Genomic DNA, 13,731 nt, shown 5'->3' on the forward strand with positions numbered 1-13,731 from the left:
GTCTCGGTACGGACGAGGGGTGTGGCCCGGTGACGGCGACAGCGAATCGCGCGGCGAATCAGGAACTGCGGAACCGGCTCGCGGAGGTGCACGAGCGGTATACGCGTTTACGGTCCGATCTGGACGATCTGCAGAGGCGTCTGGACGCGATTCGGGTGACGGTTGTTTCGACCGACGGACTCGTCCGGGTGACGGTCGGCCCGCGCGGCGAGTTGATCGATTTGCGATTGATCCGCCGGGCGACTCGCAATATGGACAACGAATACGTTTCCCGGACGATCGTCTCGACTGTCCACAGTGCTTCCGAGCGCGCCGCGGAACAGGTTCAGACTTTGATGGGCGACTATCTTCCGGACAATTCCGGATCTCTTCGCTATCTGCGCGACCACCAGTTCGGTTCGCTGCTCGGACGGTCGGACGAGATCGTCCAGGATCTGGCCGGCCGCGATGACCAGTAACCGGCTGCGGCTCGACGCCGACGAGGCGCTCGCCGGATCACGCGCCCTGAGCGCGGCCGGCGAGGATCTCCACGCGCGTCGGAACCGGACCGGGGCCGAGATCGCCACCGCCAGCGCCGCCACGCCGTGGGGCCGTGACCAGTACGGAAGGTCTTTCGAGCAGCATTACCGGCCGTTCGAGGAGCAGGTTCTCGAGGCGTGGCAGCAGCTCGCCGACTACGTTGCCGGGCTGGGTGACGCCGCCGCGCAATCGGTGCACGACAACGTCCACGCGGACGCCCGGGCGGCTCGGCGGTTCCGATCATGAGCGTGCTGCCCAGCCCCGTCCCCCATCCGCTCGAGTTCAGCCCGTTCGACGTTCCGTCCTGGGCCTACGAGGCGCTCGAGTGGGTCGTCGGCTTCGACTGGCCGGCCGGCAACGAGGTCACCACCTGGGACGTCGCCGACCGCTGGTATTCGCTGGTCACCACGCTGACCGCGCCGAGCGAAGCGGCGATGGCGGGCGCGAACAAGTTCCTGGCCGGCTTCGGCGGCGAGGGCATCACCGCTGAGGGCTTCGAGAACGCGTGGCATCTGGTCGCCGGCGACGAGGACGCCCCTCTGCACGGCCTGATCCGTGCGTCGGACCAGCTCGGCAAGCTGGTCGAGGGCTGTGGGGCCGACATCGAGGCGGCGAAACTCGAGGCCTGGATCGAGATCGGCATCTTCCTCATCGAGCTCGTCGGCATGGCGGTCACGGTCGCGCTCACGCTCGGCGCCGCGTCTCCCGCCGCCGGTGGCCTGATCGCCGCGACCCGTCTCGCCATCCAGCAGATCTTCAAGCGCCTGGCCGAGCAGCTCGGCAAGAAGGCGCTCAAGCAGACCGCCGGCCGCGCGGTCAAACAGCTCACCACCCGCGAGGGGTTACGCCACCTGGGCCATGAGGCGGCGAAAGAGGGTTTCGACGAGGCCCGTGAGGAGTTCGCCACCAACGGCGGCATCCAGCTCTACCAGCAGTCGACCGGCCGCTCGGACGGCTTCGACCTGGACAATCTCGGACGTTCGGCACTGGCCGGTTTCGCCGGTGGTGCGGCCGCGTCCGGAGCACACGCGGGATCGCACGGGCACGGCGGCATCGCGCGTGGTGCCGGCGGCGAGGTGCTGGCCGAGTTCAGTGCCGCCGCCACGTTCGGCCAACTGCCCGATGCCGCGGGTCTTGCCAAATCAGCCACTTCGGGCGCCACCGGTTCGGCCATGCACGGCATGCACGCACCGATCGATATCGGTCACCTGGATGCCCTTCCCCAGTTCCCCGACCTTTCTTCCCGTACGCCGGAGGGTGCCGGCCCGCCGACCACGATGTCCCCCGATCTCGCGTCGCTTGACGTGTCTCCGACCCCTTCTCAGCCAAACCTGGAACGAGTCACCGACCCCTCATCCCCCACGTCGCCTCCGCCCCCTTCCCCGTCCCTCGACGCGCCTTCTTCTCCGCAGCAGACTCCCTCGTCGCCGACGCTGTCCCCGGTCTCGTCCCCCTCGCCTTCTTCTCCTACTCCTTCTACTTCCTCGTCCACTTCTCCACAGACCCCGCCCCCGTCCCCCACCACGCCGTCCCCCACCACGCCGTCCCCCACCACGCCGCCGTCTCCCGCTGCTCCGTCCCCCTCGGTGTCTGCTCTCGCCGCGCCACCCCTTTCCACACCGACGCCCTCCCTGCCCGACGGCTCGAACGTCCTAGCCTCCACCGCGACCCTCGGATTCGCGGATCCCCTGACCACGCCTTCCCCCACGTCCGCACCGACCGTCTCCCCTCCATCCCCTTCCCCTTCCCCCAGCAGCCCCGTGTTCGGCTCGTTCCTCCCTCCGCCGGCCGGTCTGTTGAATCGGGGCGCTCCGGGTTCCCCGACTCCCACCGCCAAGCGCATCCCGGTGTCCGACCTGGACCGCATCGCCGAGGCCTTGGGGCCACGCCCGGCCCCCAGCCGGCGCCGCCCCTTGGACGCGGCCTTGCCACCCTCACTGGACGGAGCCACCTCACGGCCGTCCCCCCACCGCGACCCGTTCCCTCGCCAAGACCGGTCCTCGCGTAACCCGTCCCCGCCAAACCCCTCCTGGCGTAACCCGTCACCGCCGCACCACCGGCCCGCTCCCGTCGCTCCCGAGATCCGCGACGAGCAGGCCTACTTCGGCTACGTCGATCACTCCCGCCAGACCCTCGAGCGCAACCGCCGCGACGAATACACCGCCTATCTCGACAGGATCACCGAGGACAACCGCGCCCGGATCCTCGACCTGGGCCGCCAGGCCGACATCGCCGACCGCAACGGCGCCACCCTCGAGGCCCGCCACCACCGCCGCCAGGCGTTCGAGCTGAGCGAGATCAACACCGAGCTGGACACCCAGATAGCCCAGATCCACTCCGGCGACCTGGCCCCTGACCGCGTCGAGATCGACCCCCCGGACTGGGCCCGCGTCAACCAGGACGTAGGCAACCTGGCCCCCGGCGGCGTACGCACCGGCGACCTGTCTGCGCTGGACGGTCTGGCCGGCCGCCCGTCGATCGACCGAACCCGCCACTACAACGTCACCGGCGGCCTACGCCCACCGCTGGCCGTTCACCAGGTGGACCTCGAGAACGCCATGCCCCGCGACGCCCAGGGCAACGTCTCCCGCCTGGCCGACCCACGCGAGGGCGGTTGGTTCCGCCTGGCCAACGACGGCGGACCGGCCGCCGACCCCACCCGGGGCCTGAACTGCGTAGACGGCGTCCTGTCGCTCTTCGACACCTACACCCACGCCCGCCCACGCGTATCCGCCCCGAGAACCTTCGACGTCTACGCCAACGGCAACCCCGATCGCCCCCTGGGCGGCGAGACAAACGGCATAAACAGAATCCGCCAGGCCACCGGCGGCGACTTCCAGAGCCTTTCCCCGTACGTAGGAGACGCCGCCCCCGCCCAGGCCAAGCCAGCCATCGACCAGGCCATAACAAACCTGACAAACCACTTGCTGAACACCGGCCACGGCGCGTTCGCCTTCATAGTCACCGACCTGGAAGGCGGCGGCTCACATTCCTGGGCGGCCGTAAACCAACACGGAACCGTCCTCTACCTGGACCCCCAGATAGGCAGAATCTCCGAGCACCACCCCATGTACACCCACCACGGCGTGGCCACCCCGGTGAACATCACGTCCGTGGAGGCCTTGGTAGTAGACGCCAACGCCACCCCCGCCCCTCTCCCCAACCACGGACCAGGCGCCTGGTCCGCCACCCCACCCACCGGGACAGATCACGGCGCTTCGCCGGCATTCACGTCGCTGACACCCGACCAGCAGGCCAGAATTCTGGCGTCCACTTCGGATGCTCGCCGCATCGCGCTGAGTAGCTCGCGCGATCTTCATGCCGTTGTGCGCTCGCTCGATCACAATCCGGCACGAGCGCTCGATCACAGCCAAGCCCGAGTCGTGGACGAAGAGCATCGGGTCAAGTCAGCCGAGAGTCTGAGCCGAAAGTTCCTGGAGGCATCCGAACTCGAGGGCGTGGGCCTCGACGAGTTTGTCGACCGTGCCAAGGACCGCGTCCGGTTCTCCGTCGAGACACCCGAGGAGAGCTACGCGTCAACCGTGACCCAGGTGCTCGCCGGGCTACGCGAACTCGGCTATCGAACGACGAGCGCTGCCGATTTCTGGGCCGATCACGGCCGGCACAACGGATTGAACGTCTGGCTCACAACACCGGAGGGTTTCAAGGTTGAGATCCAGTTCCCCACCCCGCTCTCGCGCGCATTGGGGAAGGAGACTCACGAAAGCTATGAGATCGTCCGCCTTGGTCACGCTCCCGCATACCGCCGAGTCAACGCCTTCCTCGACATACTCGCGATCAACAAGCGCTACGACGTCTACGCACGTCGCCCGGCGGAACTGCCGTCGATCGGTGCCCTCAAGAAGAAGGTAACCACCTTGGCCTCCTGGTTCGCGTCTGAGCCGGGCACACTCGCGCAGTACAAGAAGGACCTTCGTCGCCGCGGCATATCATTCGAAAGCGACCTTCGGCAGCACGGACTCGACGCTCAGGACGTACCCGGCACAGAGGGGATGGGCTTGCTGGAATGACAGAGGACTTCGCCTACAAGGTCATCCTGAAGAGCGACGATCGGTCGACAGTTACCAGCCTGGTGGCCTATCAGCCGGGGGATCAGAGCCTCCGCGCCGTGATCTGGAGCGTGCCACGACACCAGTGGATCTACGCGCCCAACATTGCTGCGCCCGTCCTCTATGACGACATGGAGCAGGATCGCGGTCGCGCGGTTGATCGGCTGACAGCCGAGCAGATCTCTCGGGACGTACTGCACACCGAACTCCCCAGCGAGACGACTTTGACCGAGATGTCCGACGAGGGCGAGCGCAACGGCTGGAACTACGGCCCACCACGCCCGTGAACGGCTCGCGTTTGACCAGGCACCACGTCGAATCGCGCCCGATAAGCAGCCCGAGTGGCCGCGTCAGGTGATGGCCATGTCGACGAAGCGGGACAAGTGCAGCTGCGCGGCCACGGTGACGGTGTCGGTGGGGCCGTTTCGGTGCTTGGCCACGATGAAGTCGGCCTCGCCCGCTCGCGGGCTCTCCTTGTCGTAGTAGTCGTCGCGGTGGAGCAGGATCACGACGTCGGCGTCCTGCTCGATGGAGCCTGACTCACGCAAGTCGGACAGCTGTGGGCGCTTGTCGGTTCGCTGCTCGGGGCCACGGTTGAGCTGGGACACGGCGATCACCGGACACTCGATCTCTTTGGCCAGCAGCTTGAGACCACGGGACAGCTCGGAGACCTCTTGCTGGCGGCTCTCGGTGCGTTTCGGCGAGCTCATCAGCTGCAGATAGTCGATGACCAGCATCTTGAGGTTGTTGCGCTGTTTGAGCCGGCGCGCCTTAGCCCGGATCTCCATGAGGTTCATGTTCGGGGTGTCGTCGACGAAGATCGGGGCCTCGCTGATCTCGCCCATGCGGCGGGCCAGCTTGCTCCAGTCGTCGTCGGTGAGCTGGCCCGAGCGCAGGACATGCAGTGGGACCCGGGCCTCGGCCGAGAGCAGTCGCATGACCATCTCGATCTTGCTCATTTCGAGGGAGAAGATGGCGCTGGCGCAGTTGTGCCGGATCGCCGCGTTGCGGGCGAAGTCCATGCTCGCGGTCGACTTACCGAGACCGGGGCGGCCGGCCACGATGATCAGCTGGCCGGGATGCAGTCCGTTGAGCAGGCGGTCGAGGTCGCTGAACCCGGTCGGTACGCCGCTCATAACGCCGCCCGAGGCGCCGACCGCCTCGATCTCGTCGAGCGTGGGCTGGAGCATGTCGCCCAGGGCCGCGAAGTCTTCGCTGACCCGGTTTTCGGTGACGTCGTAGATCGCCTGCTGGGCCAGGTCGACGATGTCGTCGACATCACGCCCGCCGTTGCCGCCGGCGCCGTAGCCCAGCTGCACGATCTTGGTGCCCGCCTCGACGACGCGGCGCAGGATCGCGCGCTCGCTGACGATGCGCGCGTAATAAGAAGCGTTGGCCGCGGTGGGCACGCTCTCGATCAGCGTGTGCAGGTAGGGCACGCCGCCGATGCGCTGCAGGTCACCCGAGTCGGCCAGGGCGGCGGCGACCGTCAGGGCATCGGCCGGCTCGGCCCGGCCGTACAGGTCGAGGATGACGTCGAAGATCGTGCTGTGGGCCGGGCGATAGAAGTCGTGGGTCTTGAGGATCTCGACCACGTCGGCGATCGCATCCTTGGACAGCAGCATGCCGCCGAGCACGCCCTGCTCGGCCGCCACGTCCTGCGGCGGCGTCTTGTCGAACGAACCGCCACCACCCGATGGCCCGCCACCGCCACCGCCACTGCCACCGCCACCGCCGGAGGGTTGGGCCGGTGGCCGCGTCTCATCGGTGATCGACACCCGGACCTCCTCCGCTCGCCGTCCGTGACACCCAGATCAAACAGCCTGGGTATGACACTTTCGGCTGATCCCCACCATGATCAGGAAAAACTCCCGATCAAGCCCCGCGAGTGCGGCCGACCCACTCTACGAACATGCCCTCGACCTGCCCAACTGCACCGGTGGATGAGCCTCGGGACAACCTGTGGACATCCCGCCCGATCCTGTGGGCAGGCCTGTGCACAGCCTGTGTACAACTCCTGGGGACGATCTGGGTTCTGCCTTTCCGAGCAGGCATTTCTTAGTCCCCACCTGTGGAGGGGGAAAAATACCTGCACAACCGCGAAAAGGTGCCCGGCGTGAGCAAGCCGTCGCGCGGAGACGTTGCGGTTCCGACGCGCGGAAGGCACGCTTTTCAGGTGGACCAACGGGAGTGGGACTACGGCGCCCGCATGTCGCGTGAGCGACGCGCGGCCGAGTCGCGACCCTCCCGCGGATCGGAATCGCCCGATTTAGCCGACCCTGATGCGAAATGGTCGTCCCTCACCGACACGGGCAGCCTTCAGCCCAGCGCCGAGGCTCTCGACTGGCAGCGCCGCGCCGACGCGTGGGCCCAACAGGCCGAGGCCGACCCGCACCAGGCCGTCGAGCCGGCGAACCGCTGGTCCGACGTGGCCGCGACCGGTCGCCCGACGTTCCCGGCCGACGGCGTCGGCTGGCGCACCGAGACGGCCGAGTGGCGTGCCACCGGCGCGCGCTGGCGGCAGACCACCGAGTGGCGCTCGACGACCGGCTCGCACGGCTGGCGCTCGACCACCGAGGCCTGGCAGAGCGGCGACAACGACGCCTATCCGCCGGCCGCCGAGACGCCGATGGCCCAGCCCGCGCTCTCGAGCACGGCCTGGTCGGACGACACGAGCGCCGACACGCGCCCCGCCTGGCAGCAGTTCACCGATTCGCCGGGTGAGCAGCCGGCCGAGAGCGCCACGCCGAGTTGGCAACAGCCTTCCCCCCGTACGCCCGCGGAAAGCTCCCCGTCCTGGCAGCAACTGGTCGACCCCGCCCAGCAGCAGCCGTCGTGGAACTCCCGTCAGCCCTGGCAGCGCGACTCCATCGAGGGCTCGGCGACCTGGACCGACGCGTCCGAAGACACGGGTAACGCCTGGTCCCGCGCCGACGACGGTCGTCACCTGGTGCGCGAGGACGATCGCGCGGCCTGGCGACGCGATCCCGGCGCCGGGTCACCCTCGGTCGGGCGACGTCGCGCTCCTGAGCCGGGTTCCGCTCCGGCCGGTGGTACGGGCTGGTCCGGCGCCCGGTCCGATGCCGACAACTGGGAAAACACCGACAACTGGGCCGGTCACACCGACACGGGCAGCATTCAGCTGTACGGCGATACGCCCGCCCCGCCGTCCGCACCGTCGACCTGGGGCACGGGCACCGGCTTCGGCTCCCGCAACGTCAACCGGCGCGACGAGGGCAGTCGGCAACAGACACCCCTTCCCTCGTACGAGGATGGCCCCGGCTACCAGATTCCCCCCGCGACGCCGTACGAGTCCCCGTCCCGCGCGTCCCGCCGCGACGACACGTCCGCGGCCCGCTCCGTCCCGTCGGCCTACGACGAGACGCCGCGCCCCCGCTTCGCCCCCGAGGACGAGCAGCCCGGCGCACGCAGTCAGCGCGCCCATCGCTACACCGACGACGAGCCCGGCCAGACCACCCGCCCGACCGACGTCGGTTACCCCACCCGCGGCGACAGCTACACGTCACGCGAGGAGCCCGGCTACGGGTCGCGCGCCTTCACTGACCAGCCGGGCTATCCCGCACGCAGCACCGGCGACCAGTCCGGCTACCCGTCGCGCGGCACCAGCGACCAGCCGGGCTATCCCGCACGCGGCACCGGCGACGAGCCCGGCTACGGGTCGCGAAGCACGGGGGGCCAGCCCGGCTACCCGTCGCGCGACGCTGTCGACGAGCCCGGCTACGGGTCGCGCGGCGCTGGGGGACTGCAGGGCTATTCGTCTCGTGGCGCGAGCGACCAGCCCGGTTATGCCGCCCGCGGCACTGCTGACGAGCCGGGCTACCCGTCCCGAGAGGCCCCGACGGGTGCCTACTCGCCGCCCGAGCCGCGGGCCCCACGACGCGGCCGCCCGGCCCAAGGGGACGAGACGGCCACGTTCAGCGCCGTCCCGATGCCGGCCCCGCCGCCCGCCACGCGCAACGTTCCTCCCACGGCCCAGCCGTCCGCTCCCCGCAGCGCACCGCCGTCCGCCCCGCGCAGCGCTCCCGCGTCCGCGCCCCGCAGCGGCCCGGCCGGTGCCGCGGGCCGGGCGAAGTACAACGGTGGCGGCGACGACTGGCGTGACCAGACCGGTTCCTGGGAAGCCGAGCCCGACACCAGCAGCTGGGTCCGCGACCCCGACACCGGCCAGTGGAGTCGCTCCGAGGACGACCCGCGCATCCTGGCCTGGCGCCGCGAAGCAGCCCGCCGCGAGGCGATGGGTGAGGGACCGCGAGCCCTCCCGCCGCCACCCGCGGCCGCCGCCGAGGTCGAGTCCCGCCCAGAGACGTCGACCGGTACCTGGCGCAACACACCTCCGCCGCCCCTGCCTCCGGGTCCCACCCCGCGCAGCGCCGCCCCCTATGCCGACAACGGCTACGGCGCCGCCCCCGGCGTTTACGGCGGCGCCCCGACGCCTCCGAGCTCCGCGGGCGGTCGCGACGGCAGCTTCGGCTCCCCAGACAGCCCCGGTCGTGACGGTGGCTACGGCACCGCGCCGAGCAGCTCGATCCCCGAGCGAGGCGGCTACGACGCACCGAGCGGTCCGGCCCGCGGCTACGACACCCCCGGACGCAGTGGCTACGACGCACCGACCGGCTTCGCCGGCCGCGACGACACCTACGGCTCGGCCCGCAGCAACGGCTACGACGCGACACCGCCCAGCCGCGACGCTGGCTTCGGCACCACGCCGAGCAGCTCGATCCCCGGACGAGGCGGCTACGACGCACCGACCGGCTTTGCCGGCCGCGACGACACCTACGGCGCCCCGCCCACAAGTGGACAGGGTTACGGAACGACAACCCCCGGCGCCGCGCCCACGAGCGGCCGCGGCTACGGAACGACAACCCCCGGCGCCGCGCCCACGAGCGGCCGCGGCTACGGCACACCACCGGCCGATCCTCGTGACGGCGGCTACGGCTCGGCTAGACGCGGCTATCAGGACGACGACGACCCCTACGAGTCCCCGCGCGGCTACGGTTCCGCGCCGTCGAGTTCGGTCCCCGGCCGCCGCGACGACTACGACCCGCCCCGCGGCGGCGGCTACGGCTCCGCCCCCTCGAGTTCGATTCCCGCCCGCCGCGACGAAGATCCCTACGGCTCACCCCGTGGCGCGGGCTACGGTTCGGCCCCGTCGAGCGCGATCCCGGCCCGCCGCGACGACGACGACCGCTACGACCCGCCCCGTGGTGGTGGCTACGGCTCCGCGCCCTCCAGCGCGATCCCGTCCTACCGCGACGACGACCGCTACGACCCGCCCGGCGGCGGAGGCATCGGTTCGGGCGGCGGAGGCATCGGTTCGGGCGGCCGCGGCTATCGGGAGCCCACCGGCCGCGGCTACCAGGACGAACCCGGCAACGCCCCGCGCAGTGGCTCCGCTTACGGCAGCGCGTCGGCCCCGCCGTACGGTGGACGCCCCGCCCTCCCGAGCGCCCCGCGCAGCGAGCCCTACGGCGGCCGCCCGGCGCTTCCGAGCGCCCCGCGCAGTGCCCCCGGCTACGGCGACGACGCGACGACGGTCTACCCCGCCGCGTCGGCCGGCTATTCGGCGTCCGCCCCGGTCAGCGCCCCCCGCAGCCCCGGTTTCGCGGGCTCCGCCTCGGTGCCGGCCAGCGGCGTGCCGCAATACGACTCGCGGGCCGACCGGCGCGGCGAGCTCGAACCGTACGGGCAAGCGCCCTTGAGCCCCGAGGCCTGGCAACCCGGCCCGGGTCGCAGCGCCCGCCCCGACGACGTCCCGGCATGGTTGCGGGAGGAGCCGGCGGGGGAGACCGACGAGCCCGACTCCGGTTCCTGGGCTCTCGAGGAACGCCGGGAACGCGCCCGGGGCAGCGCCGTCTATCGCGAGGGCGGCAACGCCGACTGGCGCCGCGACCTGTCCGATCAGGCCGAACTGGCCGAGGGCGAGTCCCGAAGATTCGGCACCTCGGACTACATGCCCTTTCGCTCCAGCGGCTCAGCCGCGGTCTCGGGACAATCGAACTTATCCACCACGTCGACGTCGCTGATCTCACCGGTCGGGCGGGACGCCTCGGCCTACCCGCAGCGCGGCGGCGCGAGCTGGAACGGTCCCTCCGGCGCGTACGAGCGTCGCCCGGTCACCGGCGGCTATCCGACCAGCCGGAAGAGCGATCTGCTCGACCCGGACGACGAGGAGGGCGAACAGGAGTCCGGCGGCCCGCTCGCCGCGGTCGGTTACACCGTCATCTGGTACGGCGTTCCGGTCGTCCTGTTCGTCGCCTACATGCTCGTCGTCGGCACCGGCGCCCAGGGCCACGCACTGTCCACACTGGCCAAGGCCGCCCCCCAGTTCCTCATCTCACTGGTGCTGAGCGTCGTGGTCGCTATCGGTCTGCGCTTCGTCAGCCACTCGTGGAAGGCGATCAGCGTCGGCCTGGCCGCGGCCGTGGTCGGCGGCGGTCTGGCCACCGTGCTGACCTCGGCCATCACCGGCAACAGCCTCAGCTGACCCGTCACCAGCGGCCGGCTGCGCTGACCGGGCGCGCCGCGCCAGCACGGCGACCAGCCAGATCACCGTGACGGGTATGCCGAGCCACGCGATGAGCTTGGGGATCCAGAAGAACTCCGACACGTCGGCCAGCCCGCCACCGAGATGTTCGACGGTGTCGACGATCAGCAGGGCAGTCGACCACACCGCGTAGACGCTGAGCAGCGAGAACCCGAGCGTCCCCCAGATGCCGGGCCGGCCGCGGACCAGCCTGGCGATGCCCGCGCCGGCCAGCGCGCCGACGAGCCAGAGCACCCAGGACAGCCGCAACGCCGGTTCGGAGATCGTGTGTTTCATCTGGACGGTCGCCATGTCGGGGACGCTCGCCTCGTCCGGCGACTGACCCGGCACCGAGAATTTGCTGACCACGCCGGTGAGGACCCGCATCCGGACGACTCCCCGGGCGGCGCCGAACCCGTCGGCGGTGGTGTCGCCGATCCGCCACCCGTCGGCTTCGAGCCGGTCCGCCATGGCCGGGAAGTCGCGGCTGGGCAGGGGATAGTAGGCCTGGACACCGTTGCGGCCCCACGGCGGTGGCGTGTTGCCGAGCCAGGCGACCGCGGTCCCCTGAGCGAAGAGGGAGCCCTCCTCCGACATCGAGAAGTTCACGGACGACTTGTCGGCACCCGTCATCACCGCGACGACCGCCTGGGCGTCGTCGAGGGTGGGGCCGGCGCCCAGATCGTCCCGGTCCAGGGACGCACCGGCCGGTGCCAGTAGCGAGGCTATGACCAGCGCGAACCACACGTAGACGACCTTGACTGTCTTCGACACGGCGACAGCATAGGGCCGCCGGACGCAACGCCGTGGCCCGGAACAGCAAACGGCGCGCCGGGATCGTGGATCCGGGCGCGCCGTTCGTGTCGTGCTGGGTGGTGCGGGTCTTACTTGGCGGCGACGACGTTCACCGGGAACGTCGCGGTCACCTCGGGGTGGAGCTTGACCTGGACGTTGTAAGCGCCCGTGGTCTTGATGTGCCCGGGCATCTCGAGACGACGCCGGTCGAGCGACGGACCGCCGGCGGCCTTGACCGCGTCGACGATCTCGGCCGGGGTGATCGAGCCGAACAGCCGGCCACCGTTGCCGGAGCGGGCGGTCAGCGTCACCTTGAGACCGGAGAGCTGGCCCTTGACCTCGTTGGCCTGGCCCAGGTCACGGATCTCGCGGGCGTCACGCGCCCGCTTGATGACCGCGACCTGCTTCTCGGCACCCTTGGTCCACAGGATCGCGAAACCCTGGGGGAGCAGGTAGTTACGGCCGTAGCCGTTCTTGACCTCGACGACGTCGCCGGGGGTGCCGAGACCCGACACCTCCTGGGTGAGGATGATCTTCATATTGGTGATCCTCCTCAGCGCGCCGTCGCCGTGTACGGCAGAAGCGCCATCTCGCGGGCGTTCTTGACCGCGCGGGCGATCTGCCGCTGCTGCTGCGAGGTCACCCCGGTGACCCGGCGGGCACGGATCTTGCCCCGGTCGGAGATGAACTTCCGCAGCAGCGCGGTGTCCTTGTAGTCGATGTAGGTGATCCCGTCCTTGTCGAGCGGGTTCACCTTCTTCTTCGGCTTGCGAAGCGCCGCAGCCTTAGCCATTGCTCTTACTCCTGATGTCAAAAAGCCCGCGTGGGCTTAGAAGGGAGGCTCGTCGTCGAACGAGGAGTTGCCACCGCCGCTGCCGCCGGAGCGGCCGCCGCTGGAGGAGGCCGGAGCCGCCGTCGCCCACGGGTCGTCGAAGTTGCTGTTGCTTCCTCCGCCGCCACCGCTGTTGCTGGGCCGGTTGCCACCGTTGCCACCACCGGAGGCGCCGAAGCCGCCACCTCCGCCACCGCCGGAGCGGTTCATCCGCTGCACCTTCGCCGTCGCATACCGCAGCGACGGACCGATCTCGTCGACCTCGAGCTCGTAGACGGTGCGCTTCTCGCCCTCGCGCGTCTCGTAAGACCGCTGGCGCAGCCGGCCCTGCACGATCACCCGTGAGCCGCGCTGAAGCGACTCGGCGACGTGCTCGGCGGCGTCACGCCAGATGTTGCACGCAAGGAAGAGTGGCTCGCCGTCTTTCCACTGGCCCGACTCCCGGTCCATGGTCCGCGGCGTCGAGGCGATGCGGAATTTCGCGACCGCAGCACCCGACGGGGTAAAGCGCAGCTCTGGATCGTCGGTCAAGTTCCCGACGATCGTGATGACGGTTTCTCCTGCCATGATCTTCTCCTCGCCGCTTCGCTCGTTCGAAGGAGGTTCTCAGAACCCCCTGACAAAAACGAGGCTCAGCGGGTCTCGGGCCGGATGACCTTGGTACGCAGGATGGACTCGTTGAGCCGGAGCTGACGGTCCAGCTCGGCCACGGCCTCGGGCGTCGCCTGCAGATCGACGACGGCGTAGATGCCTTCGGCCTTCTTGTTGATCTCGAACGAGAGCCGGCGACGGCCCCAGACGTCGAGCTTCTCCACCGAGCCACCCGCGGTCCTGATGACATTCAGGTACTGATCGAGCGACGGGCCGACCAGGCGCTCCTCGAGCGAGGGGTCGAGGATCACCATGAGTTCGTAATGACGCAAGACGTTCTCACCTCCTGTGGGCTGAACGGCCACGGGATTTCCGTGGCA

10 protein-coding genes are annotated in these 13,731 nt (G+C 69.9%); 5 read left to right on the top strand and 5 right to left on the bottom strand.

What is annotated here, in order from left to right:
- The first annotated feature begins 29 nt into the window (after positions 1-29).
- From KOI35_RS08510 to KOI35_RS08525, 4 genes are read left to right on the top strand one after another with little or no spacing between them, the layout of a single operon-like run.
- Complete coding sequence (locus tag KOI35_RS08510; RefSeq protein ID WP_215785460.1) at positions 30-458, top strand: YbaB/EbfC family nucleoid-associated protein; 429 nt, start codon at positions 30-32, stop codon at positions 456-458.
- Positions 448-765: a hypothetical protein gene (locus tag KOI35_RS08515; protein WP_215785461.1), complete on the top strand. Its 318-nt coding sequence runs from the start codon at positions 448-450 to the stop codon at positions 763-765. Before KOI35_RS08510 ends, KOI35_RS08515 begins: the two co-directional genes overlap by 11 nt.
- A complete protein-coding gene (locus KOI35_RS08520) occupies positions 762-4,550 on the top strand; it encodes a toxin glutamine deamidase domain-containing protein (RefSeq protein WP_215785462.1) in 3,789 nt (1,262 codons plus the stop codon). The genes KOI35_RS08515 and KOI35_RS08520 overlap by 4 nt, the downstream gene beginning before the upstream one ends.
- Positions 4,547-4,876: a hypothetical protein gene (locus tag KOI35_RS08525; RefSeq protein ID WP_215785463.1), complete on the top strand. Its 330-nt coding sequence runs from the start codon at positions 4,547-4,549 to the stop codon at positions 4,874-4,876. The genes KOI35_RS08520 and KOI35_RS08525 overlap by 4 nt, the downstream gene beginning before the upstream one ends.
- A gap of 63 nt (positions 4,877-4,939) precedes the next feature.
- Here KOI35_RS08525 and dnaB read toward each other — a convergent pair whose 3' ends face one another.
- Entirely contained in the window at positions 4,940-6,367 is a 1,428-nt protein-coding gene (gene dnaB, locus KOI35_RS08530) for a replicative DNA helicase (protein WP_215785464.1), read from the bottom strand.
- 398 nt (positions 6,368-6,765) lie between these two features.
- Here dnaB and KOI35_RS08535 point away from each other — a divergent pair, with 398 nt between their 5' ends.
- Complete coding sequence (locus tag KOI35_RS08535) at positions 6,766-11,094, top strand: hypothetical protein (protein WP_215785465.1); 4,329 nt, start codon at positions 6,766-6,768, stop codon at positions 11,092-11,094.
- Positions 11,095-12,017: 923 nt separating this feature from the next.
- Here the strand turns inward: KOI35_RS08535 and rplI are convergent.
- The 4 genes from rplI to rpsF all read right to left on the bottom strand — a co-directional run bounded on the left by rplI (position 12,018) and on the right by rpsF (position 13,683).
- The gene (gene rplI / locus KOI35_RS08540) at positions 12,018-12,467 is read right to left on the bottom strand and encodes a 50S ribosomal protein L9 (protein WP_215785466.1); all 450 of its coding nucleotides are present in this window, start codon (positions 12,465-12,467) and stop codon (positions 12,018-12,020) included.
- Positions 12,468-12,481: 14 nt separating this feature from the next.
- Positions 12,482-12,721: a 30S ribosomal protein S18 gene (gene rpsR / locus KOI35_RS08545; protein WP_007073789.1), complete on the bottom strand. Its 240-nt coding sequence runs from the start codon at positions 12,719-12,721 to the stop codon at positions 12,482-12,484.
- 36 nt (positions 12,722-12,757) lie between these two features.
- Positions 12,758-13,327, bottom strand: coding sequence for a single-stranded DNA-binding protein (locus tag KOI35_RS08550; protein ID WP_215785467.1), 570 nt, complete (start codon positions 13,325-13,327; stop codon positions 12,758-12,760).
- Positions 13,328-13,392: 65 nt separating this feature from the next.
- Positions 13,393-13,683: a 30S ribosomal protein S6 gene (gene rpsF, locus KOI35_RS08555; RefSeq protein WP_133873827.1), complete on the bottom strand. Its 291-nt coding sequence runs from the start codon at positions 13,681-13,683 to the stop codon at positions 13,393-13,395.
- Positions 13,684-13,731 lie beyond the last annotated feature (48 nt).

The organism is Paractinoplanes bogorensis (assembly GCF_018829635.1).
In the GTDB taxonomy this organism is placed as follows: Bacteria; Actinomycetota; Actinomycetes; order Mycobacteriales; family Micromonosporaceae; genus Actinoplanes; species Actinoplanes bogorensis.

Excerpts from the sequence above, each read along its gene's own strand:
- KOI35_RS08515 (WP_215785461.1), top strand. The coding sequence starts at position 448 with ATGACCAGTAACCGGCTGCGGCTCGACGCCGACGAGGCGCTCGCCGGA.
- KOI35_RS08520 (WP_215785462.1), top strand. The coding sequence starts at position 762 with ATGAGCGTGCTGCCCAGCCCCGTCCCCCATCCGCTCGAGTTCAGCCCG.
- KOI35_RS08525 (WP_215785463.1), top strand. The coding sequence starts at position 4,547 with ATGACAGAGGACTTCGCCTACAAGGTCATCCTGAAGAGCGACGATCGG.
- rplI (WP_215785466.1), bottom strand. The coding sequence starts at position 12,467 with ATGAAGATCATCCTCACCCAGGAGGTGTCGGGTCTCGGCACCCCCGGC.
- rpsR (WP_007073789.1), bottom strand. The coding sequence starts at position 12,721 with ATGGCTAAGGCTGCGGCGCTTCGCAAGCCGAAGAAGAAGGTGAACCCG.
- KOI35_RS08550 (WP_215785467.1), bottom strand. The coding sequence starts at position 13,327 with ATGGCAGGAGAAACCGTCATCACGATCGTCGGGAACTTGACCGACGAT.